The organism is Clostridium sp. (assembly GCF_050717635.1).
Classification (GTDB): domain Bacteria; phylum Bacillota; class Clostridia; order Clostridiales; family Clostridiaceae; genus Clostridium_AD.
Genome location: NZ_JBOITO010000002.1, coordinates 90,689 through 103,507 on the forward strand (window position 1 = coordinate 90,689; position 12,819 = coordinate 103,507).

Below are 12,819 nucleotides of genomic sequence, written 5' to 3' on the forward strand. Positions count from 1 at the left end.
GATAGAGATGGAATTAGAACTTTTAACGATTATAAAAAATGAGCTTATGGAAGATAAAAAAGTATGTTATGCAATTATTGTGCAGCAAGAAGGGTCTACTCCACGAGGGATAGGTACTTCAATGGTTATAAAAGAAAATGGAGAAATATTTGGTACAGTAGGAGGAGGAAGTGTAGAATTTGAAACTATAGCTGCAGCCCTAAAGTGCATCAGTGAAGAAAATAGTAAAACAATTTCTTTTGATGTTGGTGTTAAAGAGGTTGGAGGAGAAATATGTGTAGGTAAGCTTCAAATATTTATTAAGACTTATATGCCACAAAAAAAAATTATAATAGCAGGAGCAGGTCATGTGGCTTATTGTCTTTATAAATTTGCTGTGTTGGCCGGCTTCTCTGTGCATGTTTTTGATAATAGAGAAAATCTTTTAACAAAAGATAGGTATCCAAAAGCAACAAAATTAATATACGGAGAGATTTCAGATTGTTTGAGGAATTATGATTTAGATAAAAATTCATATGTTGTGATTGCAAGTGGTTCAACTAAATGTGATGAAAATATATTAAAGGAAATTATAACAAAGAATGCTGCATATGTAGGAATGCTTGGAAGTAAAAAGAAAGTTTCTACTATAATGGATAATTTGTTAAGTCAAAATATAGATGCAGAATGTTTGAAAAATGTATATGCACCGATAGGAATCGGAATTGGTGGAGAGACCCCAGAAGAGGTAGCATTAAGCATATTGTCTGAGATAGTTTTAGTGAAAAATAATGGTGAGTTAAACCATATGAAGGGGAGTTGTTAACATGAAAAAAATACCTGTAAATGAAGCAGTTGGGTCCGTTCTTTGTCATGATATTACTCAGATTATTCCAGGAGTATTAAAAGATATAGCATTCAAAAAAGGACATATAATTTTAGAGGAAGATATACCATTATTACTTTCTATCGGAAAAGAAAACTTATATGTATGGGAGAAAAAAGAAGGTTATCTTCATGAAAATGATGCTGCACAGCGTTTAAGAATACTTACGGCAGGAGAGGGACTTACATTTAGTGAAGTAAAAGAAGGTAAAATAAATTTTATAGCAGATTATCCAGGACTTCTTACAATTAATACTAACTTGCTATATCAGCTTAATTCACTAGGGGAGATAATTTTAGTGACGCTTCATAATAACTACCCTGTGAAAAAAGGACAAAAGGTAGCAGGAACAAGAGTTATTCCACTTGTAATTGAAGAAGATAAGATAATAAAAGCAGAGAAGTTAATTGGCACTGAAAAGATTGTTAATGTCCATCCGTTTATACCTATGAAAGTAGGAATTGTTACTACTGGCAGTGAAGTATTTAAGGGCAGAATAAAAGATGCATTTGGACCAGTAATAAGAAGAAAAGTAGAGGAATATGGATGCGTAGTTCTTGGTCAATCCATAGTTTCAGATGAAGAGAATAATATAACAAAGGCAATTGAAGAATGGATAGGCAAGGGAGCTGAAATGGTGATATGTACAGGTGGTATGTCAGTAGACCCTGATGATGTTACACCAACGGCAATTCAAAAAACAGGAGCAGAAATTATAACTTACGGTGCACCGGTGCTTCCAGGAGCGATGTTTTTATTAGCTTATAAAGGTGAAATTCCAATACTTGGACTTCCAGGGTGTGTAATGTACAGTAGAACAACCATCTTTGATTTGGTACTTCCAAGGATTCTTACAAATGAAAAATTGAGCTTTGCAGATCTTGCAGCTTATGGTCATGGGGGACTATGCAATGAATGTGAGGAGTGTAAATACCCTGATTGTGCTTTTGGAAAGGGGATTTAGAATAATAAAGATTAGAATAGAGGTTTAACATGAAGGATAAAGGATTTTTTAAAATAATTTTAGCTTTAATATGTGGTATATGTGTTATATTTTTATTAAGCCCTATAATTGCACTGTTCACCTTTCCTTGGGGAAAGTCGCTAGATTTAATCTTTGATTCATTTGTATTACAGGCAATTATTATAAGTTTAAAAAGTACCTTTCTTTCACTGTTAATAATTATAATAGTAGGTACGCCTACTGCATATTATATGGCTAGATATTCATTTTGGGGAAAGGGATTTGTTGAAATAATTTTGAAACTTCCGCTGGTATTGCCTCCAGCCGTTGCAGGGTTACTATTATTAGTTACCTTTGGTAGAAATGGACTTATCGGGAAATACATATCTCCCTTTGGTGTTGAGCTACCTTTCACTTTCATAGCTGTGGTTATAGCACAAGTATTTATATCAATTCCCATATTTATTATGGCAGCAAGGGCTGGATTTGAAAAGGTTGACAGAGAACTAGAGAGCTGTGCAGCAGTTTTAGGAGGTTCTCCAGTTCAAATTCTTGTAAATGTTACACTGCCCTTATCAAAAAATGCATTGATAACTGGAGCTATTTTATCTTGGGCAAGAGCACTTGCTGAGTTTGGAGCAACTATTCTATTTGCAGGTAATTTGGCAGGAAAAACACAGACACTACCTCTTGCTATATATACAGCGATGGAAAAGGATTTAAACCTATCTATGGGAATTGCGGTATGCTTAGTTTTTGTATCGATTGTGGTTTTGGTTGTATTGAAACTTATTACAAAATCTGAGGAGGACAGCAATGGTTGATGGATATGGAGAAAAAGCAATGAAAAAGAGTTTAATAAGAATGGTGTCAATAATAATGACACTATCATTAATTATATTGAGTGGTGGGTGTGCAGAAAAACAGCCTAATGTGATTTTAAATAAGGAAATTACTGTTTTTGCAGCTTCGTCTTTAACTGAAAGCATGGAAGAAGTAATCAAATTATTTGAAAAAGAGAACCCAAAGGTAAAAGTTAAACTCAATTTGGAAAGTACAAGTAGATTAAGGTTACAGATAGAGCAGGGAGTAGAAGCAGATATTTTCTTGTCTGCAAATAAAAAACATTATGACGCATTAAAAGAACAGGGATTTATCTCAAAAGGACAAGTTTTTTTAGAAAATTCTATGGTAATAATTCTACCAAAAGATAATCCAGCTCATATAGAAAAAGTTGAGGACGTGCAAAATAAATGCAAACTTGTATTGGCACAAAAGGAAGTTCCTGCTGGAGGTTATGCAAAAGAAATAATTCACTCCTTATCAGGAATATATGGAGTAGAGTTTGAGGACAAGGTACTAAATAATATTGTATCAGAGGAGAACAACGTAAAACAGGTGGTAAATAAGGTTGTAATGGGAGAAGCAGATGTAGCCTTTGTATATTCCTCTGATGTTACAACAGGTGTTGTGGATAAGGTTAAAGTGGTAAAAATTGCGACAGAGCATAATGTGAAGGTAGAGTACTTCATTTCTAAATTAAAGACTGAAAATGTGAATGCAGAAAAATTTTATGCATACTTGTTAGGTGATGAGGGTCAAGGGATTTTTGAAAGGTACGGATTTGAAAGTATAAACAATAAAAATAAGCCTTAGATAAGGTTTATTTTTTTTATAAACCTAGTATAAAAAACTGTTCACAATTGGGAACAGTTATGATAAGGTTAAAATAATGAGAATTAAAATTGTATAGAAAGGAAGATGAAAATGCGTAAAAAGAACATAATTATTGGAGCACTTCTGGCAGTAGGAGTAATATCAGCCTATGAAATATATAAAAGTAATTTTAAAAATACTGATTTTAACTTTTATAAGTCAGGGCTAGTTCACAGAGAAACTATGTCAATTGACACTGAAGAGAGAATGTTTTATACAAAGCCTGAAGAGAAACCACTAGATGTAAGTATAAAGGTGTACAAAGAAATAAGGATATTAGAACTATATGGAGATGATAATCTAATAGGTAGATTTAGGATTGCAATAGGTGCAGCACCTATTGGAGCTAAAGAAAAAGAGGGCGATAAGAAAACCCCTGAGGGTAAATATTATATTTGTACAAGAAACGATAAAAGTAAGTATACTCTATTCTTAGGACTCAGTTATCCAAATGTAGAAGATGCAAAAATAGGATTAGAAGAGGGTCTGATTAGTGAAACAGATTTTGAAGAAATACAATCTGAGCTTGAAAGTGGAAAAAGACCAGCTTGGAATACTGCCTTAGGTGGAGCTATAGGTATACATGGAGGCGGAACCAGTAGTGATTGGACTTTTGGATGTATTGCAGTATCAGATGATGATATTAAAATTATTTGGGAATATACTAAAATGAATATCCCTGTAGAAATTTATAAATAGAGATATTATTAAAAAGCTGAATAATCTTATTAAACAAGGCACTTCCATTCATTATGAATGGAAGTGCCTTATTTTACTAAAATATTTATCATGAATTTTATAGTTAAATTTATTATTAAAAAAAGTATCGGCATAATATATAAAGAATATTGTAAATATAAGTAAGGTGAATATTATAAATAAATCCACTAATAGTTCTATTACAAAAAATAAATCAAAACTTAAAGATGAAGGTACTGAAAATATTGTTCTAAAACATAATTCCTCTAATAAAGAATGCTGTTATGATGAAGATAACAATTGTAATTGCTGTATTCCGTGTATTCCATGTATTCCTTGCCATCCTTGTCCACCAGGACCACCGGGACCAGGGTTTAATTCCTATCTAAATGGTGTTATATTAATGAATAAAGTATCAATTCTAACTTCAGGCACTATTATTTATGATACTGTAGATATTGTAGGAGCTGATTTTAGCTATAATGCAACAACAGGTGTTTATGTATTTCAATGGAAGATATCTGTTACTCCAGGGCCTTTAACTTTTGCATTACAAATTGATTTAGTAAAATCACCTAGTTTAAGCATAATAGGAGGAATATCAGTGGTATCAACAAATCCAGTAGTAACTGGCTCCAATATAATTTATGCTGCTGAAGCAGGGGAAGAGTTAGCAATTATTAATGGTTCAATTGGTGCTATTAGTATAGTATATACAACAACACCAGAAATTATTGGAACTATATCTGTTTTTAGAATTACTTAATGGGGGTAAATTCTATAGCACCTATAAGTATTTATAAGCATAAGATGAAATGATTAGTGACTATTCGATTAATTGGGGGTTTTTACATGGGTAATAAATATAAAGTCTGCGTGTATTCAATTTGCAAAAATGAGGAGAAATTTGTTGATCGCTTTATGGATCATTTTAGTGAAGCGGATGTTGTTATAATTGCAGATACAGGATCTACCGATAATACAATAAATAGATTAAAAGAAAGAGGAGCTATTGTTTATTCTATAGATGTAAGTCCATTTCGATTTGATTATTCAAGAAATGAATGTTTAAAATTTATTCCTGGCGATATAGATATTTGCGTAGCTGCTGATCTTGACGATGTTATTGAACATGGTTGGAGAGAGCATTTAGAAAATGCATGGACAAAAGATACCACAAGAGGATTATATCTATATAATTGGAGTATCAATGAGGATGGTTCTCCTGCGGTGCAATATACTTGGGAAAGAATTCATGCAAGGCATGGATTTAGATGGATTTATCCAACACATGAGGTTTTAGAATATATAGGACCTGGAGTTGAAAAACAAGTCTATATTGAGGGCATGGTTTATAATCATTATCCTGATAAAACAAAAAATAGAAGTCTAAATCTTCCATTATTAAAATTAGCTGTTGAAGAAAATCCCAGCAGTAGCAGGAATATGTATTATCTTGGCAGAGAATATATGTTTGATAGTAACTTTGATGATTGCATTTTAACCTTAAAGAATTATTTAACATTGCCTACTTCAGATTATGAAGAAGAGAGATCATCTGCCATGAGGTTTATTGCTAGAGCATATTATGAAAAAGGAGAAGTATTAAAAGCAAAAAAATGGTTTCATAAAGCCGTTGCTGAAGCTATTTTTCTAAGAGAACCATACGTAGAGTTATCTTTATTAGCTTACAAAGAAAAGGATTGGCTTGGTGTTTATTATTACGCAAATGAAGCGTTAAATATTAAGGAAAAAACATTAAACTTTGCTAACGAGGTAAATGCTTGGGATTTTACTCCTTATGATTTAGCAGCTTTAGGTTGTTATAATTTAAATTTGCTAGTTAAAGCAATAGAATTTTCTGAGCAAGCTATTAAGTTGTCTCCTAATGATGAAAGGCTATTAAATAATCATAAAATTTATTTGAATGGTTAATATTGCTGCATCACAGATGATGATTCAACTTTATATAATATAGAAATAGAGTATATAATAAAATCAGCCAAAAGTTATTTGGTTGATTTTATTTTATATTTATGTTTTTTAATATATTTTGTTACATAAATTAAAGCATCTACATATTATGTAAGGACAGTATTCATATATAAGAGGCCATCAGCATCCTATATGAGTATAAAGTTATATTAATAAGGAAGGTGTCTATTATGAGTAAATTAAAAGATGGTTCCGAATGGGATATAGACTGTATTTCTACAAATAAACATTGTTATGATGACGATGATTGCTTTGACCATTGTCATCCTAAATGTAAATGTAAAGTTGGCCCAACAGGTCCAACAGGTCCAACAGGTCCAACAGGCCCAAGGGGTCAAACAGGTCAAACAGGTCAAACAGGACCAACGGGACGAACAGGCCCAACTGGAGAAACAGGACCAACAGGTCAAACAGGACCAACTGGACGAACAGGACCAACAGGACCAGCAGGTCCAACAGGCCCGATAGGCCCAATAGGACCAACTGGTTCAACAGGAGCGCAAGGTGTTCAAGGTAGTCAAGGACCAACAGGACCAACAGGACCAACAGGGTCACAAGGTATTCAGGGTATTCAAGGTCCGACAGGCCAAACAGGTCAAGCAGGACCAGTAGGACCAACAGGACCAACAGGTCAAACGGGCCAAACAGGTCAAACAGGTCAAACAGGTCAAACAGGTCAAACGGGTCAAACGGGTCAAGCAGGACCAACAGGACCAGTAGGACCGGCAGGACCAACAGGTCAAACGGGTCAAACAGGTCAAACAGGTCAAACAGGTCAAACGGGTCAAACGGGACCAGCAGGTCAAACAGGACCAACAGGACCAGTAGGACCAACAGGTCAAACGGGTCAAACAGGTCAAACGGGTCAAACAGGACCAGCAGGACCAACAGGTCAAACAGGACCAACAGGACCAGTAGGACCGGCAGGACCAGTAGGACCAGCAGGACCAACAGGTCAAACGGGTCAAACAGGTCAAACAGGTCAAACAGGACCAGCAGGTCAAGCAGGACCAACAGGACCAGTAGGACCGGCAGGACCAACAGGTCAAACAGGTCAAACAGGTCAAACAGGTCAAACGGGACCAGCAGGTCAAACAGGACCAACAGGACCAGTAGGACCAACAGGACCAGTAGGACCAACAGGTCAAACGGGTCAAACAGGACCAGCAGGACCAACAGGTCAAACAGGACCAATAGGCCCAACAGGCCCATGTTTTAATTCTTATTTAAATGGTGTTATAACAACAAACAAATTAAACATTCCAGTTGCAGGTACTATTATTTATGATGCTGTAAATATTGTAGGAGCTGATCTAAGCTATAATTCAGTAACGGGTGTATTCACATTCAATACAACAGGTGTTTATGTAATCGACTGGAAACTAGCTGTTACTCCAAATCCTGGAACAGTTTCTATAGAGGTTGACTTGCGATCATCACTTAATGGGATAATTGCTGGTATATCTATTACAGCAACAAATCCAATAATAAGTGGATCTAATAGAATTTATGCTGCAACTGCAGGAGAAACTTTCAAATTTGTTAACAATTCAAGTGGCCCTATTAGTATAGTGTTGGTAGGTTTAACTGGACCTATTGGAACTGTATCTATTTTTAGAATTGTATAACAAACCGTTGATTTAAAAGGTAGCCTAAGAGTAGAGATTATTCTTTACTCTTAGACGGCCTCTTTTTATTTTTTGATTGAGTAATTTTTTTGTGCGTTTATAAATATGATATTGTTAGTAGTGAAAATAAAGCACTAGAGGTATAAACTGATAAACTTTGATAAATAGAAGGAGGGTTTTCTATGAATGTAGATTTTCAAAGAGTCTTACAGAAAGCAGAAGAGTACAAAGGGGACATGTCAAGGTTTTTAAGGGACATGATTGCTATTCCTAGTGAAAGTTGTCATGAAAGAAGAATTGTAGAGAGAATAAAAGAGGAAATGCAAAAGACCAACTTTGATAATATAGAAATAGATAAAATGGGTAACATAATAGGGACTATAGGGCAGGGTAAACATGTTATTGCTATGGATGCACATATTGATACAGTAGGTATAGGAGAAGAGAATTTATGGCAGTATGATCCATACAAGGGTTATGAAGATGAAGATATAATCATAGGAAGAGGTGGAAGTGAGCAAAAGGGCGGAATGGCTGCTATGGTATATGCTGGAAAAATAATTAAAGATTTAGAATTAGAAGACAATTATACGCTGATTATTACAGGTACAGTTCAAAAGGAGGAATGTGCGGGACTTTGTTGGCAGTATATGATAAATGAAGATAAGATTCAACCTGAATTTGTTGTAATAACAGAGCCTACCTCTTGTAATATATATAGGGGTCATAGAGGAAGAATGGAGATAAAAGTAATTGCTGAAGGTTATAAGATAGATTCCATAATAAATGATTTAGGTCACCTTAATGAAAAGTTACAGTATGATGAGTTTTTAGGAAGTGGATCATTAACTGTTTCTGGGGTGCCGGTTATTTCTTCTTCAGTCGGTGTGCAAGACCGTTGTACAATTTTAATAGATAGAAGGTTAACTAATGGAGAAACATATCAAGATGCACTAGAAGAAATAAGAAATCTTCCTTCGGTGAAAGAGACTAAAGCACAGGTTTTCATTTGTGATTATGAAAAACCTTCTTATAAGGGGGTTGTTTATCCAACGGCTGCTTATTCTGAAGCTTGGGTAATAGAAGAGGAACATCCAGTTTGCAAAACTTTAGCAGAAGGCTATAAAATTTTATTTAATGAAGAACCTCTATTTGACAAATGGACACTTTCTACAAATGGTGCTTCTATCATGGGGAGATATGATATCCCATGTATTGGATTTGGACCAGGTCATGAGGCAGAGGCACATTCAACAAATGAACGAACTTGGAAAAGTGAATTAGTAAAGGCAGCTGCTATGTATGCAGTTATTCCTATTTTATATGTAAGTAGAATGGAAAATAGATAAAGTTACAAAAGTACCACCTACGTGCCATGTGGGTGGTACTTTATTTATAATTTACAAAAAAATAAAAAAACCATTAAATAGTTTCCTATTTAATGGTTAAATATTAGTTCAAATTAAAGAACTGTAATATTTTCAGCTTGAGGTCCTTTAGGTCCTTTTACTATATCAAAAGAAACTTTTTGTCCTTCATCAAGAGATTTGTAACCATCTGAATTTATTTGAGAGAAATGTGCAAAAACATCTACTCCGTCTTCTCCTGTAATAAAACCAAATCCTTTTTCTCCATTAAACCATTTAACTGTACCGTTCATAATGTATACCTCCGAAATTTTATTTTCTTAAATGCTTTGTAATAGTTCACTAAATAAAATTTCGATATTAAAATACTATATTTAAAAAGTACTAATTGAAATATATCTGTGCTGCATTACTTACTATTCATTTAAGTCAATTCCTATATTATCATACTTTATTTCAAAAAGCAAGTTTTATTAAACATAATATTTTTATTGTGCTATACTATTACCTTTATTTAGAATAAATATAATTATATTACTTGCAGATTAACTTGTCCATATTGTCACTTGCCACTTGCCACGTGGGTGGCACTATACAAATTCTGTTCATATGATATACTGAATTATATAATTAACTATATTTACAAAAACATATAAAAAGGAGACTTGAAATGATATCTAACAAAATGAAAAAATTAGTTGCTAATAGTTCTATAATAAGAGCGATGTTTGAGGAAGGTAAAAGATTATCTAAAATTTATGGAGAAGAAAATGTTTTTGATTACAGCTTGGGTAATCCCAATGTTGAACCGCCTGAGAATATTAAAAATCAAATTAATAAAATATTAAGTGAAACAGCGCCTAAACTTATACATGGCTATATGAATAATTCTGGATATGAAGATGTCAGGACAAAAATAGCGCAATATTTAAATGAAAAGCATGATATAAATATTGGTTATAATAATATAGTTATGACCTGTGGAGCAGCTGGTGGATTAAATATATTGTTAAAAACATTACTTAACCCAGAGGATGAAGTTATTGTTTTTTCACCTTTTTTTGGTGAATACAGAAACTATGTAAATAATTTTGATGGTAAGCTTGTAGTAGTTTCTACGGATATTGATACCTTTGAACCTGATATGCAAGTATTAAAAGATAAAATAAATAGCAAAACAAAAGCAATTATTATAAACTCGCCAAATAATCCAACAGGTATTGTTTATTCGGAAAAGGTTATACAAGATTTAGCAAAACTACTTTGTGAAAAAGAAGAGGAACTAAATACAAGTATATATCTAATATCTGATGAACCATATAGAGAAATAGTTTATGACAATGTGGTTGTTCCATATATTTTAAAATACTATAAAAATTCATTTATTGGTTATTCATATAGTAAATCATTATCACTGCCTGGAGAGAGAATTGGATATGTAGTTGCAAATACAAATATGGATACCTCTGAAGAGATAATGGCATCTTTAAATGTAGCCAATAGAATTTTAGGATTTGTAAATGCACCATCACTATTTCAGAGGGTTATTGCAAATTGCCTGGAGTCTGAAGTTGATGTCAGTATATATAAAAAGAACAGAGACCTTTTATACAATCATCTTACAGGAATAGGTTTTAAATGTGTGAAACCCCAGGGAGCATTTTATTTATTTATTAAAACACCAATAGCAGACGATAAAAAATTCTGCCATGAAGCAAAACAGTTTAACTTATTGATTGTACCGGGATCAGCCTTTGGGTGCCCAGGACATGCAAGGTTAGCTTACTGTATATCTTACGAAAAAATACAAAATTCACTATCAGCTTTTGATAAATTAGCCCAGTTATACGAAATTAAGTAATATTATGATAAAATTAAGAGGAAAAATTAAAGGAAGCCATTGTGGCTTCCTTTAATTTTTTAGTTTTACGTATAAGTTGAGATTAGCAAAATATGAGTATTTCGCTGGAATAGGTATGTTGAGTTATCCTATTTTAAGAGCATTGGAAACTATTAATATCTCTAAGATCCATTCCGAAGTAACTCCAAGTATTCCTATTAAAGCGGAAGCCTGCTACAGATCTAGGCCCTACAAATGTAAGCCATGCCCAGAATCCGCTACCTCTTCTTGGCCATATATATACGAATCTATAGAGGCAAGGCCGAATTGCACCTGGGTCTACAGCTTTAGGAGTAGCGCCAAATTGCTGTGATTTAGGAAGCGATGGTGTGTAATTTGGAGGTCCAGAAGGTGGCCCGCCTTGAGGAGTTTTAGGACCTGGAGTACCTATTGGTAAAAAAGGAAAAGGAAGCATTTGTCTGTAGGGGCAATCTAAAGGAAGGTCTTGATTTTCTAGTTCATACATGTACTCTGAATAATAAGATCTAATAGTATCTTCATCTATATACATAAAATTGGCTCCTAAAAGTATTTACATTATAGTATATGATGTTCTATTAGTTTTTGTTATTCAAATTTGGATTAACATGTACCATGCAATGTTTAATCCTATTATCAGAATTTTCTATAGTACTATGAACACTCTCCGCAATTTCATGACCTTCACAAACGGTTAAATTGCTATTAACACATATTTCTACATCTACATATAACCTATTAGCACTAATTCTAGTCTTTAGTTCATCTATACTTATAACACCATTTATATTTTCAATTTTATTTTTTATGTTATTAATAGTATTTTTATCGGCGCAGTGATCAATTAATTGATCAATAGCTTGCTTATAAATATTTATCGCTACTTTGGTTATTAAAATACATATAACTAGTGATGCAATTGGATCTAATATCGGATAGCCCATTCTAGCACCAAAAATTCCGATTAGTGTACCGATAGAAGAAAATGCATCGGATCTATGATGCCAAGCATCTGCCATAAGAGCGGAACTTTCAATTTTTTTAGCGCCATTTACGGTATATCTATACATCCATTCTTTGACTATTATAGAAAGTATAGCTGCATACATAGCAATCTTTTGCGGAATTACCGTTGTTCCATTAATAATAACCACAATACCATTGTAACCAATTAGTAGTGCTGTAATTAACAATATGCTAGCCAGTATCTTAGCCATAATAGGCTCCATTTTTTCATGACCATATGGATGATCTTCATCAGCAGGCTGTTTGGCTAATTTTAATCCAAGCATTACAGCAATTGTACTTAGTACATCTGAAAGTGAATGTACACCATCAGCAATCATAGCTCCGCTTCGACCTATAATGCCTGCAAACAATTTAATTGCTGATAACAAAATATTGAAAGTTATTGTTATCTTAGATATTTTGATACCAATATTAAATCTTTCTTCACTGTCCAATTAACACACCTCGTTTTTAATTGATAATAGATCTTGCAAACTATATTATCAGTATATGCTGATATAATATGATTTGCAACAACTTTTTGTAACGAAATGAATTATCAATTGATAACAATATCCACTATATTTTGGGAGTGATTATTATCTAAGAATATAGGAACATATAAATTTAATTAGTCATTGTAAAGTAATTACATTATAGTATATGGGCTGCCGTGATATTTTGTTAATTTTGTATTT

13 protein-coding genes are annotated in these 12,819 nt (G+C 33.4%); 10 read left to right on the forward strand and 3 right to left on the reverse strand.

Annotation, left to right across the window (positions count from 1 at the left end):
* Window positions 1–7 precede the first annotated feature (7 nt).
* The 9 genes from ACREWB_RS00745 to ACREWB_RS00785 all read left to right on the forward strand — a co-directional run bounded on the left by ACREWB_RS00745 (window position 8) and on the right by ACREWB_RS00785 (window position 9,216).
* On the forward strand, window positions 8–805 hold the full coding sequence (locus ACREWB_RS00745) for an XdhC family protein (RefSeq protein ID WP_431545566.1): 798 nt from the start codon (window positions 8–10) through the stop codon (window positions 803–805).
* 1 nt (window position 806) lies between these two features.
* A complete protein-coding gene (locus ACREWB_RS00750; protein WP_431545567.1) occupies window positions 807–1,829 on the forward strand; it encodes a molybdopterin-binding protein in 1,023 nt (340 codons plus the stop codon).
* 29 nt (window positions 1,830–1,858) lie between these two features.
* Window positions 1,859–2,653, forward strand: coding sequence for an ABC transporter permease (locus ACREWB_RS00755; protein WP_431545568.1), 795 nt, complete (start codon window positions 1,859–1,861; stop codon window positions 2,651–2,653).
* Window positions 2,646–3,485 carry a molybdate ABC transporter substrate-binding protein gene (gene modA / locus ACREWB_RS00760; RefSeq protein WP_431545569.1) on the forward strand — a complete coding sequence of 280 codons (840 nt, stop codon included), beginning with the start codon at window positions 2,646–2,648 and terminating at the stop codon, window positions 3,483–3,485. The genes ACREWB_RS00755 and modA overlap by 8 nt, the downstream gene beginning before the upstream one ends.
* A gap of 111 nt (window positions 3,486–3,596) precedes the next feature.
* Window positions 3,597–4,244: a L,D-transpeptidase family protein gene (locus tag ACREWB_RS00765; protein WP_431545570.1), complete on the forward strand. Its 648-nt coding sequence runs from the start codon at window positions 3,597–3,599 to the stop codon at window positions 4,242–4,244.
* A gap of 166 nt (window positions 4,245–4,410) precedes the next feature.
* Window positions 4,411–5,010, forward strand: a complete 600-nt coding sequence (locus ACREWB_RS00770) for a hypothetical protein (RefSeq protein WP_431545571.1) — start codon at window positions 4,411–4,413, stop codon at window positions 5,008–5,010.
* Window positions 5,011–5,096: 86 nt separating this feature from the next.
* Window positions 5,097–6,179 (forward strand): tetratricopeptide repeat-containing glycosyltransferase, encoded by a 1,083-nt coding sequence (locus tag ACREWB_RS00775; RefSeq protein ID WP_431545572.1) that lies wholly within the window; start codon window positions 5,097–5,099, stop codon window positions 6,177–6,179.
* A gap of 230 nt (window positions 6,180–6,409) precedes the next feature.
* Complete coding sequence (locus ACREWB_RS00780; RefSeq protein ID WP_431545573.1) at window positions 6,410–7,867, forward strand: collagen-like domain-containing protein; 1,458 nt, start codon at window positions 6,410–6,412, stop codon at window positions 7,865–7,867.
* 182 nt (window positions 7,868–8,049) lie between these two features.
* Complete coding sequence (locus tag ACREWB_RS00785) at window positions 8,050–9,216, forward strand: YgeY family selenium metabolism-linked hydrolase (protein WP_431545574.1); 1,167 nt, start codon at window positions 8,050–8,052, stop codon at window positions 9,214–9,216.
* Between the two features lie 113 nt (window positions 9,217–9,329).
* Here ACREWB_RS00785 and ACREWB_RS00790 read toward each other — a convergent pair whose 3' ends face one another.
* On the reverse strand, window positions 9,330–9,527 hold the full coding sequence (locus tag ACREWB_RS00790) for a cold shock domain-containing protein (RefSeq protein ID WP_071611355.1): 198 nt from the start codon (window positions 9,525–9,527) through the stop codon (window positions 9,330–9,332).
* Between the two features lie 377 nt (window positions 9,528–9,904).
* Here ACREWB_RS00790 and ACREWB_RS00795 point away from each other — a divergent pair, with 377 nt between their 5' ends.
* Window positions 9,905–11,095, forward strand: coding sequence for a pyridoxal phosphate-dependent aminotransferase (locus tag ACREWB_RS00795; RefSeq protein ID WP_431545575.1), 1,191 nt, complete (start codon window positions 9,905–9,907; stop codon window positions 11,093–11,095).
* Window positions 11,096–11,228: 133 nt separating this feature from the next.
* Here the strand turns inward: ACREWB_RS00795 and ACREWB_RS00800 are convergent, their stop codons facing one another.
* Window positions 11,229–11,645 (reverse strand): hypothetical protein, encoded by a 417-nt coding sequence (locus tag ACREWB_RS00800; RefSeq protein WP_431545576.1) that lies wholly within the window; start codon window positions 11,643–11,645, stop codon window positions 11,229–11,231.
* Window positions 11,646–11,691: 46 nt separating this feature from the next.
* Window positions 11,692–12,576: a cation diffusion facilitator family transporter gene (locus ACREWB_RS00805; protein ID WP_431545577.1), complete on the reverse strand. Its 885-nt coding sequence runs from the start codon at window positions 12,574–12,576 to the stop codon at window positions 11,692–11,694.
* Window positions 12,577–12,819 lie beyond the last annotated feature (243 nt).